This window comes from Candidatus Alcyoniella australis, assembly GCA_030765605.1.
In the GTDB taxonomy this organism is placed as follows: Bacteria; Lernaellota; Lernaellaia; order JAVCCG01; family Alcyoniellaceae; genus Alcyoniella; species Alcyoniella australis.
Map to the genome: position 1 here is coordinate 1 of JAVCCG010000128.1, position 13237 is coordinate 13237.

Sequence of the window (13237 nt, forward strand, 5' to 3'; positions counted from 1 at the left end):
AAGGCGGGATGGCGGTCCATGTCGGGAGCGGCGCATCGTCACGCCCTGTCATTCGCAATATCCCTCCCACTCGATATGACGATGTGCGCGGACAGAACGCCGCAGTGGAGGCGGTGCGCGACTACGTCGAGATGCCCATCAAGCACGCGGAGATTTTCAAGCACATCGGCGCCAAGGGCAGCAGGGGCGTCCTGCTTTACGGCGCGCCAGGCAACGGCAAAACATTGCTGGCCAAGGCCGTGGCCGGTGAATCCGGCGCGCACATCGAGATCGTCTCCGGGCCGGAGGCGCTATCCAAGTGGGTCGGCGAGGCCGAGGAGCGGATCCGCGCGATCTTCGAGCGAGCCCGTAAACTTGCGCCCTCAGTAATCCTCTTCGACGAGATCGACGCCATCGCTTCCTCCCGAAGCCTCGCGGAAGGGCATCATCACAAGACTCTCGTATCCCAACTGCTCGTCCTGCTCGACGGCCTGGAGGATCGCGGCCACATCTTCGTCATCGGCACGACCAACCGCCCCGACGACGTGGACCCCGCGCTACGCCGCCCAGGTCGCTTCGACCGGACGATCCACATGGGGCCGCCGGGTATCGAAGGCCGCGCGGCCATCTTTGCAAAACACATGGCCGGGATGAAAGTCGGCAGCGATATTGACCCCCATGAACTTGCCCGCCTCACACCAGGCTTTTCCGGCGCGCAGATCGAACTTGCCTGCCGCGAGGCAGGCATGGCCTGTGTGAAGGAGACCGTGCAAGATCATGTTCCCCTGGAATTCGTGGAAGTGCGGATGGATCATTTCGAAAAGGCTATTGAGCTGATTATTCGTGAAAACCTCAAAAACGCTTCCGGCCGGCGCCGCTCAAAAGGCAATGGCGATGAAAAACCCGAGGCCGGCCGGATACTCGATCCGCATTTTCTCCTGATCGCTGACCAAGCAAAATAACGCGCTCAACCTCATGCCGATTTTCCCGAATCCAGTTTTTGGGGATACTTGCGACCGCCAATCTAATCCCGCCTGCGCTGGGTGGAAGTCTTATGGGACAAAAACTTCCATCAGAAACAACCATGAAAACGAGCCGCGAAAGTGCTTTTTCGAGGCGCCTTCTCCAAGCGGTTCCATACGGGAGCTCAATCGGCACTCCAAGGGCACTCCAAGCGCGAATCCGCCTGCACGAACCGATTGGAAACTCGCTTGAAGGTCCCGGCGCATGAGGGTCGTATCCTAAATTCGGACCATCGCTTTTGTGGCTCTACACCAGCCGCCATAGCTCATCCGCGCGATCTTGAAAAGCGTCGATTCCAGGTAGGGGCGCACCAAGTTCGCCATGAAGCTGAACCCGCCCAGGCTGTTGAAGTGCTTCAGACCGCAACTTGAGCAATACGCCACCACCCCGCCCACGCTGAGTAGCCCGCCGAAGTACACACCCCACGCACTGCCGCCGCAGTGCTGGCAAGAGGTGGTGAAGACCGGGCACTGCTCCCATAGCAGGAATAACGCGCCGATCGGTAGCGGCCGAGCCTGCTCGCCGAAGGCGAAGCTGCACGATCGCTGCGGGTACGGCATCCAGGGGTCGAGCTGCAGCAGGTCCGCTTGATGGCAGCGGCACGCGCGTAGGATCTGCGCCTGCTCGGGCGAGAAACGACCTTCGTTGCTCCAGTGACTCTTGATAAAGCTGGACTGCTCGGTGTTCATGGTGTCCTCCATCGTTCGCAGCATTGCCACCGTGCCACAGAGGCCGGTTGGCGTCGGGTCATAGGGCCGCGTCCCTCGCCGACTCGTGATGGATAGAAAGAAAAAGAACAACTATTCGCTCACAGAATATGCGCCATCGCGCGGCTTGTAAAGAGCCGTTTTGGGGTGGTCAGATGTCTCATTTAGATCGATTTTCAAGCCCACATTATGTTCATAATGTAGCCGATGGCTAATGTTTAAAAACCGCTAAGAAAATTCCCGTGTACACGAATTTATCGCCAGCGTCCGCGGTAACTCTTTGAATTCTGGCGGTTAAAGCTCTAGCCCATCTTTATACCGTTTGTAGTAGAGCTACGGTGGGATGCCCCTGCGGTCACCTGACCGACCCGGTGCGCACCTGCCTGTGCACCACCCGCCAAATACAGCGCTACCGCACGCGCATTTCCGGCCCGCTGATGGACCGCATCGACATCCACATCGAGGTCCCGGCCTTGCGCTACGTCGAGCTGTCCGGCGAGCGCCGGGGCGAGGCCAGTTCCGAGGTGCGCGCACGGGTCAACGCGGCGCGCAAGGTCCAAGCCGCGCGGTTCAACGGAACCAACGGCGTGCGTTGCAACGCCCAAATGTCGCCGCGGATGATCGAAAATCACTGCGTCCTGGACGAGCGTTCCAAGTCTCTGCTGGCCAACGCCTTCGAGCGGCTGGGCATGAGCGCCCGCGCGCATTCGCGGATCCTCAAAGTCGGCCGCACCATCGCCGACCTCGACGGGTCCGAACGCATCGCGAGCCACCACCTGACCGAGGCGATCGGCTACCGTTCCCTCGACCGGCCGCTGTAGGTGGCTCGATGACCAAACAGGCTCACAGGCTGTTGCTGCTGCTGCTGGTAATCGAGTGCCTGGTGCTGGCCAACATCGTGGTCGATCAGGCCGGGGCAGTGGACTGGGACGTGGGACGCTTCTTCCGCGCCATGCAAAACCACGAGCAGCCGTCCAAACCGTACATCAGGGGCAAACCGCTGCCGCTGCTGTGCGTGCGCGCCTGCTGGGCGTTCCAGCCCTACCACTATATCGTCTGGCGCTGGCTGGCCGTGGCCCTGGTCGCGTCCGGCGCTCTGGGCCTGGCCCTGGCCACCCGTCTTTCCACCCGCTCGTGGGCCACCACGTTGGCCGCGCCGTTGGTGCTGCTGTTCATGCCCGCGGTGCGCCATATCAGCGCCGAGCAGGACGACAACATGTTCATGCTGCCGGCCCTGGCCCTGATGATCGGCAGCCTGCTGGCCAAACGGCCCCGGCCGCTGCTGCTGGGGCTCTCGATCGGCCTGCTGCTGGTGATCCACGCCGAGGCCGCGCCCGTGCTTGTCGTGGCCTGCGCCGCGGGCCTGTACCTCTGGGGGCGCAATAAAATGCTCGTCGCAGCGGCGCCGATGGTCTTGACCATACTCGCGGTCGACCTCACGGCCATGGCGGTCTGGCCCGAGGCCCCGTCGCTGATGCGAACCTGGATCGGCGGCGCTAAAACGCTGCTAGGCGGGGCTGCCGGGACTAACAAGTCGGCCGCACTTTTCGCCTGCACCAGGCCGGTGAACGACGCCCTGTACTGGTTCGGGCTCGACTGGACCGCAATCGTGGGGATCGGCGCAGTCGTCGGCATCGCGTTGCGCCGAACGGGCTCCAAGGACGTGGCCGTGCTCGGTACGCTGACCCTGGCCGGCTGCCTGTTCCCGTCGCTGTACGAGGGGGCCAATGCCGAGCGCTGGGTGGCTGCGGCCGTGCCCCTGGCCGCCCTGGCGATCGTCGCGGTCTGGCACACGCTGGACTTTGGACCAACGACAAGCACCAAAACGAGGGGAGATGACGATGGGTAATGACGCAGGCAAACAGGTACGGCTGCTCACATTGCGTTTTGACAAGGCCGCGGGGTGCTTTGACGACCGCGAGCTGCGCCGGTTCTGCGACCAGCACCACGTGCTGCAGACCGAACAGCAATTTTTTGCGCAAGACGGTGAACACTTCATGGCCGTAACGGTGATTCACTCCGGCGCGCCGCAGGCGAAACAGGGCGCAAAGCCCGCGCCTGAGCAGCAGCAACAGCAACGCAGCCGGCCCAAGGGGGACGCGGGCAAAGCAGCTCCAGGCTCCACCAATCCCAAGCAAAAGCAGCCCGATCCCGCGGACCCCTACAACGAGTTGGACCAGGGTGAGCGCAAAGTCTACGAGGCGCTACGCGCCTGGCGCACCCAAATCGCCGAAAAGCAGTCGCTGCCGCGCTACGCCGTGGCCAAGAACAGCCACTTGGCGCGGATCGTCAAGTTGCGGCCGCAATCGCGCGACGACCTGGCTGTGATCGAGGGCTTCGGCCTGCAGCGCGTCGAGCGCTACGGCGCCCAGATCATCGACGTGCTGGCCCGCGAACAGGGGAACAACGGTCGGGCGCGAGCCCGATAAAATGCGTGCTCCCGGCCGACAGCTCCTGCTGTTGACCGCTGGTCCTGATTCCCGCTGCGGCCCAGGCCAATGTCGCGGCCTCGTCCCAGTCGCTGCTGGTCGAGGCGCTGGCTCAGCTCGCCTGATTATCAATCAATGTTCGTCGATGTTGCCCGAACTGCGCGAGCAGGTCGGGGTCGGGTATTTCGCGCTCTACGACTTGGGCGAATAGACGGATATCGGTCAGGCGCTAGTTGGCCGATCAGCCAGGCAAGACAGAACCAGAACCAAGGCTGCAATGCAGTAGCCAAATCCCTCGTACCACGCCAGGCCCAGGGGCGCGAGCAGCAGCGGCAGACACAGCAGCCCGAGTCCGACTGCAGCCAGGACGATCCGCATCTTGGGCAACGCAACGCCGCGAACGGACAGCGGCGCGAAGAGCCACAGCACCAACGGCGCGCACAACAGATAATAGTGCGACCAGGCCAGAGGCGAGAGCAGGATCAACGCCAGGGGCCCAAGGGCTATTAGCAGCAAGTCGCGTTGCCCCCGAGCGTTGACAGGTGCAGCAGATCCACGTCTTGCCCTGCGCCAGAGCACGTAGAGCAATGCCGCGAGCACCTGCGTCTGCCAGACGGCCCTCGCCAGCGGACTGATCTTGCCCAGCAGCAGGCTGATCGAGTAGTTGCCCGCTTGCCAGCGCATGGTGGACGGACCAAGCGCTCCCAGGCCGGAGATCCACTGGGCCCAGCACTCCACGCTGCCCAGCAGCGGATAGGCCAAGGCCGCGGCCAGTGGCAACCCCAGGGCGCAACCCAGCGCCAGGCGTGCGGCAGCAGACCAGCGTCGCTCAAACAGCCGCGATCCGATCAGCAGCAGCGGGACCAAGGCCAGGGTGGGTTTAAACAATGCGGCCAGACCCAACACCAACCCGGCGCCAACATCGCGCACCAATGGGCCGCGAGCGAGCAAAGCCCACCCGGCCAGGGCCAACAGCAACATCTGGAGTTGGTTGGAGTTGCCCACCGACACATCCGCGGCAAGCGGCGCAAAAGCCACGTAGTAGACCGCCAGCGCCGCGGCAAGCATTGCGAGTCGATACCCGAGCATCCGGCCCCAGAGCGCCACGGCCGCGAACCCGGCGAATAGGCTCAGCCAGAAGTGCAGCCAATGGGCGCGCTCGTAGTCCAGCCGCGCGAGCAGACCGTAGGCCGCGTAAAACAGCGGCGATGCGAACAGCTCAAGCTCGGGCCGCGCCGCGACCGCCGCCCCCAGACGCGCCTGCTGCGGTTGCTCCACAGCCAACGCTGCCATGCGCGCGGCCACGATCGAGCGTCCGTCTGCGGAGTAGATATCCGTGATCGGCGATAGCTGTATTGCCCGACCCACGGCCCAGAACTGGTAGAAGTCCAGGCCCACGCCGCCCTGGGCGAGCGTGTAGAGCCGCATTGATCCGAGCAGCGCCAAGACCAGCAGCACTAAAACCAAGGCGCCATCACGCCGGTGGGTTTGTTTCGTGCTTGCGCTCACGCCTCTCAACCTACCGCAGGCAGGCCAAGATTTCTCATTTTATCGGGTTATTCCGCTAAAAAAGATGGGTCTCAACGCGGTAGATATGTGAACGCCAAAATGCCTAGGCCCAATACGCTGAAAACCAAGGTCAACAAGACGGCCACCGACGAACTGCCGAGCCGATCGCTCCGCTTCTGCTTGGGCTCAGGCAGCTCCTGCTCGGCTGCGCGGCGGATCGCCTTGAGCTTGGCGCCGTTTATCAGCGTGCCGCAGGAAGGGCAGGCCGGTGCGGCATCGCTGACTTTCCAGCCGCAAATGGGACAGATCATAATTGCCATTTAACACCTCTTTTCAGGGCCCGCCCCCAACGCGGTCCCAAAATCAATACGTCCCAACTCCCATGATTATTCATCGTCAATGCGCAGAACCAATAAATAGCGTTGCCTATATATTGATGGGTTCCCCCTGGTTTCTCGCGTATCGAGATGGGGCTTATATCCACATCTTCCGGCCGTGTCAAGCTGCCCGAAACGCGCCACGGGTGCCGATTAAAAACATCTGCGCTAGAATCGCGCGGACATGGCGCGTTCGGCATTCACTCTGTTGGCTCGGCTGATTATACGGGCCTGGCCAATTTTGATTGTGGTCGTGTTGGCCTCGGGCATTGTCGCGGGCTATGCGGCGCGCCACATCGAGTTCAACGTCTCGCTGCTCGAGCTGCTCGATCCACAGCTACCCGAGGTGGCGGCATACGAGCGCCTGCGGCAGGAGCTGGGCGAGCTCGATCCGTTGATCGTGGCCTTGGAGGCGGACGACCAGGCGCGGTTGCAGGTTGCGGCCGATGGATTGGCCGCGCGGCTGACGCAGCTTAAATCCGTGGCCTGGATCGACCATCGCCCGCCGACTCAGAGCAACGACGATCCGGCCTACTACGCCTCCACCGACGGAAGGATGGTGCTGCTGCTGGTCTTTGGTCAGGGCCGCGCCGACCAGTTCGGCTTTGCCTCGCAGTTGGTCGAGGAAGTTCGCCGCGATTGCGATGCTGGTTTGGCGCAACAGCCTGGAGTCACGTTCAGGCTCGGCGGCAATCCGCTGCTGGTGGTCGAGAAGCAGCGCGCATTAGAGCGTGATATGCCGCTGACCACGCTGATCGCGTTGGCAGCGGTGATTGCGATCTTTGCCGTGGCCTTCCGTTCGCTCAGTTCGCCGTTGATCGCGGCGTTGCCGCTGTGCGTGGGAATCGCCTGGACCCTGGCCGCGGCCGATTTGCTCTACGGCAGGCTCTGCCTGCTGACCATGCCGTTCGTGCCGGTGCTCGCCGGGCTGGGCATTGACTACGGCGTGCATCTGATCGCGCGATTCGACGAGCAGCGCGCCGCGGGCTCAAGCGTTGCCGACTCGCTGGTCGCCGCGCTTTCCGGCGCAGGGCGTAGCGTGCTCACCGGCGCTCTGACCACGGCCGGAGCGTTTCTGACCATCGGACTGGCGTCGTTGCGCGGTTTCTCCGAGGCCGGAATCATCGGCTGCTTAGGGATACTGTTCACTTTGGTGGCCACGTTGCTGCTGCTGCCTGCGCTGCTGCTGCTGCGCGAACGGATTTTTAGTTTCCGCAAGACTGCGGCCTTTACTTCGCCAATGCTGGCCGGACTGGGGCGTTCCATCGAGAGGCATCCCAAGCGCTGGATTGCGCTGTGGTCGGCGCTTTGCGTAGTCGCGGGGATCGGCGCGTTCCAACTGCGTTACGACAGCGACGTGCTGGGCAGCGAGTTCGAGGGCGAGGCGGTGCGTCTGTTCCGCGAGCTGGATCAGCGCTTCGAGTTCGGCCTGAACTTCGGCGTGGCGCGCGCCGACTCCCTGGCCCACGCCTGGGGCATGGCCGCGCAGTTGCGCAAAGATCCGGCAGTGGGACGCGTGCTCGCGCCCCCCGCAATCCTGGCCCTGGGCGACGCGCCGGGCATCGAGGCCGCCCGGCGGCGCTTCACCTCCGTGGATGGCGGCTACCTGGTCTACGCCTTTTCCGCGGGGCGCAACTGGGACCAGGGCTCTATGCTGGCCCTGGCGCAGGCTCTGGCTGCGGAGGATGAGAACGCCACCGGCCCCGCGCTGCTCAGTGCGCGCATCTGGGGCGCGATGGCCGACGACGCGCAACGCATGTTGCTCTGCGCGGCGTTGGCGATCTGGCTGATCCTGCTGGCCGACCTGCGCTCGTTGCGGCGCTCGCTGCTGGCCCTGGCGCCGGTGGCCGCCGGGGCGCTGCTGATGGCCGCGATCATGGCGCTGGCCGGGGTGCGGCTGAGCTTCGTGAGCATCATGGCACTGCCGCTGGTGCTGGGGATCGGCATTGACGACGGCGTGCACATCCTGCGGCGTAGCGTGGCCGGCGACGGCATGGGCGCGGTGCTGGGCAACACGGGCAAGGCGGTGGTCGTGACCTCGCTGACCACCATCGCCGGGTTCGGCTCGCTGCTGCTGTGTTCCCATCGCGGCATGGCCGGACTGGGCCTGGTGCTGGTGATCGGGATTGCCGCGTGCATGCTCAGCTCGCTGACCCTGCTTCCCGCGCTGCTGATCTTCTTTGACGCGCCGCGTCAGGACGAGGCTGATAAAACATGAACATTACGCCTGGCGCGCCAAGACCATCGACGGCGTGCCGTACCTGATCGGCTACATCGGCGGCGAGAACATCTACGACCCGGGCTCGGGCGGCGAGATGGAAGTCCACTGGCTGACCACGGACAACGGCCGCGACTGGGCAAGTACGACTCGCCGCGGATGTTCCGCCACAACAACGAGGTCTATCTCGTGGGTCGGCGCAACGTCACGCCCGACGGCAACTACGATTTGGGGCGCGACGGGCTGCGCGTGGACTTCGTGCTCGACCTGCCCAGCCAGGGCGACACCGGCTTCGCCGCCTACGTGCCCGGCCCCTGGGACAACCAATTCGTGATCTACAACTACTCCTCGCCCTAGGACGACCCGGACGAGTTCTGGCTGCAAGGACAGCTCGGGCCGACCTGTATCTACCGCGTGATGCTGACCCTGCCGTAGTGCTATATTCGTCTGCGCCTGACCGATGCGCGCGGAGGGAAATTTGTACGAGCGGCTGCTGGAGCTGATCGAGCAATATCTGGGGCTCGAGCCGGTGCTGCTTATGCACATGGTCTCGACCCTGGGCGTGATCGTGCTCTACCTGCTGGTGCGCAAGCCCTTCGTGGTCGGCGACCGGATCCAGATTGGCGATTCCATTCCAAACGGCTGGGTGTTCAAGCAACCCGTGGCCAACTACACCCAGGGCTTAGCGCGGCCCGCAGCATATACAGCGGTATGGAGGGCGTAATTTGAAAGAAGGAAGCATTGTCTCGGCGATCCTTTGGATGTGCCTGCTCTCGCTGCTGCTGTTCTGGCTGCCGACCCTGGGCCCCTTGATCGCGGGGTTCGTCGGCGGACAAAAGGCCGGCGGCGTGGGACGCGCGATTTTGGCCGTAATCCTGCCCGCCGCGCTGTTCGGCGTGCTGTTGCTTTTCCTGGGCTCGGCCCTCACCGGATTGCCGTTGATCGGCGCGGTGGCCGCAGTGGGCGGCTTCGCGCTGGCCCTGTCCCACGTAGGCGGCCTGCTGCTCGGCGCGATCATCGGCGGGATCGCCGTACACTTCAAATAGACCGCCGTCAACCGTCCCGCCCGGTAGGTTGACAGCCATTCGCTCCGATGTGACAGTCGGCCGATGAAGCTGATCGAGCACGCATTGGACCGGGCCCTAGGCAGTGATGGCTGCGATCGCGCCACGGCGATCGAGCTGCTGCAACTGCCCGACAGCGCCCTGCCCGAGCTGTTCTCCGCAGCTTCGCAAGTGCGCGACGAGCTGCGCGGCCGCCGCGTACTTCTCTGCGCGATCGTCAATGCCAAGAGCGGCCGCTGCGGCCAGGACTGCGCGTTCTGCGCCCAGTCCGCGCACCATCTGACACAGATCGAGCTTTACGACCTGCTCGACATCGAATCGGTGCTCGACGTGGCTCGTGCGGCGCACGGCCAAGGCGCGAGCTGCTTTGGCATCGTCACCTCGGGTCTCGGACCGAATTCCGAAGAGCTCGAGCGAATCGCGCTGATGGTCGCCGGCGTAAAGCGCATCGGCTTGGAGCCCTGCGTCAGCCTGGGACTGCTCGACGGTCAACAACTGGCGCTGCTGGCCGCGGCGGGCCTGGAGCGCGTACACCACAACCTGGAATGCGCGCAATCTTTCTATCCGCAAATTTGCACCACCCGTAAATGGGCCGACAACCTGGCCGCGATCCGGGCGGCCCGCGACGCCGGCCTGGCCGTATGCTCGGGCGGGATCTTCGGCATGGGAGAGGATTTTGCGCAACGCGTGGACCTGGCGTTGGCCCTGCGCCGGACCGGGATCGATCGCGTGCCGCTGAACTTCCTGCATCCGATTCCGGGCACACCGCTGGCCGGATCACAACGCCTGACGTCCGGCGAGTGCCTGCGGATCGTCGCGGTCTATCGGCTGCTGCTGCCGCACGCGGGATTGCAGATCTGCGGCGGCCGCGAGCACAACCTGGGAGCGCAACAATCAGCGCTGTTCAACGCCGGGGCCGACGGGCTGATGATCGGCAACTACCTCACAACCTCCGGCGCGGATCCGCACAGCGACCTGGAGCTGATCGCGTCCGCCGGACTGGAACCGCTGCGATGAGCCTTGAGCGCGAGCTGCAACTTGAACTGGAAACCCTCGAGCGCAACGGCCTGCTGCGGCGGCTGACGCAAATCGATGAGCGCCGGGGTCCGCGGGTCAGGGTCGAGGGGTGCGAACTGCTGCTGCTGTGCGGCAACGATTACCTGGGTTTGGCAGGCGACCCGCGGCTGGCCCAGGCTGCGGCGCACGCGGCGCGCGAACACGGCACGGGCAGCGGGTCGAGCAGGCTGATCAGCGGCGATTGCGAGTTGTTGCGCCGACTGGAGCGCGCGGCCGCCGAGCTGGTCGAGCTGCCCGAGGCGCTGGCTTTTGGTTCGGGGTATCAGGCCAACGTCGGCCTGTTGGGCGCCCTGGCCGGTCCCGAGGACGCGCTGCTCTCCGACGAGCTGAACCACGCCAGCATCATCGACGGCGCGCGTTTGAGCGCGGCGCGCAAGCTGATCTACCCGCACCTCGACCTGGACGCGTTGGAGCGCGGACTGATCGAGGCGCGCACGGCGCGGCGGCGGATCGTGGTCAGCGAGACGCTGTTCTCAATGGACGGAGACTCACCCGATCTATCCAGATTGGCCGAGCTGTGCCAACGGCACGACGCCTGGCTGGTGCTCGACGAGGCCCACGCCCTGGGCGTGCTCGGGCCCCACGGCGCGGGCCTGGCCGCGGAGCATGGTGTGAGCGGACGCGTGGCCGCGCTGGTGGGCACATTAGGTAAAGCCTTTGGATCGAGTGGTGCGTTCGTCGCCGGATCGCGCGTTCTGCGCGAGTTTCTGATCAACCGCTGCCGCAGCCTGATCTTCAGCACCGCGCCCAGCCCAACGACAGCCGCGGCCGCAACCATGGGAATCGAGATCGCCTTGGGCATGGACGCCCAACGCGCCGCGTTGCTGCGTTCCGCCGACGAGCTGCGCCATCGTCTGCGCGAATATGGGTTCGATGCGCCCAGCGGCCAAAGCCCGATCGTGCCGCTGCTGCTGGGGGATCCGGCCGCGGCCCTGCGCGGTCAGCGTTTGCTGTGGGATCAGGGGGTCTGGGTCCAGGCGATCCGTCCGCCCACTGTTCCGCAGGGCACCAGCCGTTTGCGCATCAGCCTGCGCGCGGACCTTTGCCCGGCCGACCTGGAACTTGCGGCCCGCGCCTTTGCGCAGCTCGCGGCGCAATCCGTTGAAAGGGTTGGTGGGTAATGTGGTGACAATATTTATCAACCCCCATCTTCCGACGCGGAGAAGGTCGTTGCGTTACGACCAGCGAACTACGCGAGTTTTGCTGCACCTCTAAGGTGCCGATGCGGAGAAGGTCGTTGCGTTACGACCAGCGAACTACGCGAGTTTTGTGGCACCTCAAAGGTGCCGCGAGTTTTGCTGCACCTCTAAGGTGCCGACGCGGAGAAGGTCGTTGCGCTACGACCAGCGAACTACGCGAGTTTTGTGGCACCTCAAAGGTGCCGCGAGTTTTGTGGCACCTCTAAGGTGCCGTCGCGGGGAGGGGCGTTGGGCTACGACCCTGGTTCGCTCGCGTGCCATGCTGCAGCTCTAAGCTGTCTAGCGGTTGATCGCGCCGGTGAGCAGCCAGTTGAACGAGACCTCGGGCAGGTCCAGCCGCCGCCAACTGCGCCCTTCGCGCAGATAGGCCACGCCCTGTTTGCGTACCTGGTCCTGTCCCACGGCCAACAGCCGATTGCCCGGCGCCATGACCACGGCGATCAACTCCACGTTGTCGTCGATAATCGCCGAGCTCCACTTGCCCGCTGAGTATTCGAGCAAAATGCCGCGACGGTTTGAAAGATCGCTGCCCACGGCCACGGCGGTCGAGCCGTCGTCCGCGGCCCAGACGTCGTAGAGCGTCCATGAGCGCGAGACCTCGGGCAGCAGCTCGGGCTTAAAGCTCAGGCCCGATTGCCCGTCGTACTTCACGCGCACGATCAGGCCGCGTTCGACCTGACCTGCGCTGCCCACGATTAGCGCCTCGCCGCCAAATACGGCCAGCCCCTCGAAGCGGAAGCTCTCCTCGATGCGCTGGGCCACGTTCAGCTCGCTCCAGGTGCCGGATTGGCGCACGAACAGCGCGCCCTTGTTGGTCGAGCGGTTGACTCCCGCGGCGAATGCCAGCTCGTGGGTACCGTCCACGTCAAGCAGCTCGATGCGGCCCATGGTTGCGGGGAAGCTCTCGAAGCTCCACTGCGCCGCCTGTCCGGCCAAGGCGATCGGCAGTCCGCGCGCCTGGTCGTAGCCCACCAGCAATGCCCGATCCGCGCCGACGAACGTTCCGGCGGTGAGCATCCAGTTGCCCTCGAGCCGCGGCAGCTTGAGCGGCGTTATCTTGTCGCCGTCCAGTCGCAAGAGCAGGCCCTGGCCGGTCCCGCGATCCGCGCCGAGCAGCAGCACGCCGCCTCCGCGCGGCTGGGATGCTGCGCCGGTGATGTACCACTTGCCGTGCAGCGGCGGCAGTTCCAGCGCCCGTAGCTCGCCCGGGGCCGACTCGACGAGCACTACGCCCACGCCCTTGGTGAAATCGAGCCCCGCGGCGACGAACGACGCGTGAGCGCTCAGAGGGCACAGCAGCAGAGCCAATGCGATGGCCGCTATTATTTTGATTCTCATGGGCAAAGTGTATTGCGGTTGCCGACCGTTTTCCAGCAAGACCGCAATGGTTAGCCTGGATTATTCATGAGGTTCGTTTACGAGGCGTGCAAGATTCCGCAAGAACGAGGAAGCACCCCAAGCTCAAAGTCCAACACTACTCTGCGCGTCGCGGTGCGGTTCTTTGGCCAGCGATCAGGGTAATACGCGAGTTTTGCAGCGTATACATGAAAGAGGGCTGTCCTCGAGGTCTGTTTGATAAAACAGCCTCAAACGTTAAACGTGCTCATACGACACAAACTTTGAGGAGGACAGCCCAATGCAACTTTACATCGGCC

General features: G+C 64.2%; 14 protein-coding genes and 1 riboswitch. Of the genes, 10 read left to right on the forward strand and 4 right to left on the reverse strand.

Annotated elements, in window-relative coordinates; translation table 11 throughout:
• Positions 1-941, forward strand: a 941-nt coding sequence (locus tag P9M14_15770; GenBank protein MDP8257203.1) for an ATP-binding protein, incomplete at its 5' end; no start/stop codon positions are given.
• A gap of 279 nt (positions 942-1220) precedes the next feature.
• Here P9M14_15770 and P9M14_15775 read toward each other — a convergent pair.
• A complete protein-coding gene (locus tag P9M14_15775; protein ID MDP8257204.1) occupies positions 1221-1691 on the reverse strand; it encodes a hypothetical protein in 471 nt (156 codons plus the stop codon).
• A 5-nt stretch (positions 1692-1696) separates the two neighbouring features.
• Positions 1697-1786: riboswitch (SAM riboswitch) on the reverse strand.
• A gap of 261 nt (positions 1787-2047) precedes the next feature.
• On the opposite strand from P9M14_15775, the gene P9M14_15780 reads away from it, so the two are divergent.
• The 3 genes from P9M14_15780 to P9M14_15790 are packed head-to-tail and all read left to right on the forward strand — an operon-like array spanning position 2048 to position 4138.
• Positions 2048-2530, forward strand: a complete 483-nt coding sequence (locus tag P9M14_15780; GenBank protein ID MDP8257205.1) for an ATP-binding protein — start codon at positions 2048-2050, stop codon at positions 2528-2530.
• An 8-nt stretch (positions 2531-2538) separates the two neighbouring features.
• Positions 2539-3558, forward strand: coding sequence for a hypothetical protein (locus tag P9M14_15785; GenBank protein ID MDP8257206.1), 1020 nt, complete (start codon positions 2539-2541; stop codon positions 3556-3558).
• Entirely contained in the window at positions 3551-4138 is a 588-nt protein-coding gene (locus P9M14_15790) for an HRDC domain-containing protein (GenBank protein ID MDP8257207.1), read from the forward strand. Before P9M14_15785 ends, P9M14_15790 begins: the two co-directional genes overlap by 8 nt.
• Positions 4139-4360: 222 nt before the next feature.
• Here the strand turns inward: P9M14_15790 and P9M14_15795 are convergent, their stop codons facing one another.
• The gene (locus P9M14_15795; protein MDP8257208.1) at positions 4361-5647 is read right to left on the reverse strand and encodes a glycosyltransferase 87 family protein; all 1287 of its coding nucleotides are present in this window, start codon (positions 5645-5647) and stop codon (positions 4361-4363) included.
• A 71-nt stretch (positions 5648-5718) separates the two neighbouring features.
• Entirely contained in the window at positions 5719-5958 is a 240-nt protein-coding gene (locus P9M14_15800) for a zinc ribbon domain-containing protein (GenBank protein ID MDP8257209.1), read from the reverse strand.
• Between the two features lie 250 nt (positions 5959-6208).
• On the opposite strand from P9M14_15800, the gene P9M14_15805 reads away from it, so the two are divergent.
• The 6 genes from P9M14_15805 (at position 6209) to P9M14_15830 (ending at position 11504) form a co-directional block, all read left to right on the forward strand.
• Positions 6209-8242, forward strand: a complete 2034-nt coding sequence (locus P9M14_15805; protein MDP8257210.1) for an MMPL family transporter — start codon at positions 6209-6211, stop codon at positions 8240-8242.
• A gap of 159 nt (positions 8243-8401) precedes the next feature.
• A complete protein-coding gene (locus tag P9M14_15810; protein MDP8257211.1) occupies positions 8402-8599 on the forward strand; it encodes a hypothetical protein in 198 nt (65 codons plus the stop codon).
• Positions 8600-8720: 121 nt separating this feature from the next.
• Positions 8721-8966 (forward strand): hypothetical protein, encoded by a 246-nt coding sequence (locus tag P9M14_15815; protein ID MDP8257212.1) that lies wholly within the window; start codon positions 8721-8723, stop codon positions 8964-8966.
• A 1-nt stretch (position 8967) separates the two neighbouring features.
• Positions 8968-9288: a hypothetical protein gene (locus tag P9M14_15820; protein MDP8257213.1), complete on the forward strand. Its 321-nt coding sequence runs from the start codon at positions 8968-8970 to the stop codon at positions 9286-9288.
• A gap of 63 nt (positions 9289-9351) precedes the next feature.
• Positions 9352-10323, forward strand: a complete 972-nt coding sequence (bioB, locus tag P9M14_15825) for a biotin synthase BioB (GenBank protein ID MDP8257214.1) — start codon at positions 9352-9354, stop codon at positions 10321-10323.
• Positions 10320-11504, forward strand: coding sequence for an 8-amino-7-oxononanoate synthase (locus P9M14_15830; protein MDP8257215.1), 1185 nt, complete (start codon positions 10320-10322; stop codon positions 11502-11504). Before bioB ends, P9M14_15830 begins: the two co-directional genes overlap by 4 nt.
• 357 nt (positions 11505-11861) lie before the next feature.
• Here the strand turns inward: P9M14_15830 and P9M14_15835 are convergent, their stop codons facing one another.
• A complete protein-coding gene (locus tag P9M14_15835; protein ID MDP8257216.1) occupies positions 11862-12920 on the reverse strand; it encodes a hypothetical protein in 1059 nt (352 codons plus the stop codon).
• Positions 12921-13237: the final 317 nt, after the last annotated feature.

Coding starts and splice junctions, on each gene's coding strand:
- P9M14_15810 (MDP8257211.1), top strand. CDS start 8,402: ATGTTCCGCCACAACAACGAGGTCTATCTCGTGGGTCGGCGCAACGTC.
- P9M14_15785 (MDP8257206.1), top strand. CDS start 2,539: ATGACCAAACAGGCTCACAGGCTGTTGCTGCTGCTGCTGGTAATCGAG.
- bioB (MDP8257214.1), top strand. CDS start 9,352: ATGAAGCTGATCGAGCACGCATTGGACCGGGCCCTAGGCAGTGATGGC.
- P9M14_15790 (MDP8257207.1), top strand. CDS start 3,551: ATGGGTAATGACGCAGGCAAACAGGTACGGCTGCTCACATTGCGTTTT.
- P9M14_15775 (MDP8257204.1), bottom strand. CDS start 1,691: ATGAACACCGAGCAGTCCAGCTTTATCAAGAGTCACTGGAGCAACGAA.
- P9M14_15805 (MDP8257210.1), top strand. CDS start 6,209: ATGGCGCGTTCGGCATTCACTCTGTTGGCTCGGCTGATTATACGGGCC.
- P9M14_15800 (MDP8257209.1), bottom strand. CDS start 5,958: ATGATCTGTCCCATTTGCGGCTGGAAAGTCAGCGATGCCGCACCGGCC.
- P9M14_15830 (MDP8257215.1), top strand. CDS start 10,320: ATGAGCCTTGAGCGCGAGCTGCAACTTGAACTGGAAACCCTCGAGCGC.
- P9M14_15835 (MDP8257216.1), bottom strand. CDS start 12,920: ATGAGAATCAAAATAATAGCGGCCATCGCATTGGCTCTGCTGCTGTGC.